This window comes from Rhizorhapis sp. SPR117 (assembly GCF_021742065.1).
On sequence record NZ_JAKKIE010000254.1, the window covers coordinates 1 to 338 of the forward strand.

At 50.0% G+C, this 338-nt stretch carries 1 protein-coding gene; it reads right to left on the minus strand.

Features of this window, described 5'->3' with window-relative positions; genetic code table 11:
• A partial coding sequence (locus tag L3X40_RS22255) for a TonB-dependent receptor domain-containing protein (RefSeq protein WP_237367495.1) occupies positions 1 to 338 on the minus strand: 338 nt, incomplete at both ends.

Here is a 338-nt window from a genome sequence, read left to right on the forward strand (position 1 = left end):
AACAGTATTGATCCAAAGTCGCTCAGATAGGTTTCGTAGCTCGGATTTACATTGATGCTCCATTTTGGAGCCCTGGGTAGGTCGAGAAATGTTGCATCTTCCCCAATGCCGTCGTTGTTGAGATCGGAAATGAATTCCTTATATTTTGCATCGAGATAACCAACTGACGCGGAAAGTCGGAACTGCGGCGTGATGATCGCAGTCAGCTCAGCTTCAACACCTTTGATCTCGACTTTGCCGGCGTTCTCGACGAATGTGTCGAACCCGGCCCCGCCCACCGCAGGGCGCGTCTGCACTGTCTGCAAGTCATCATAATTGGTATAAAAACCAGCGAGGTT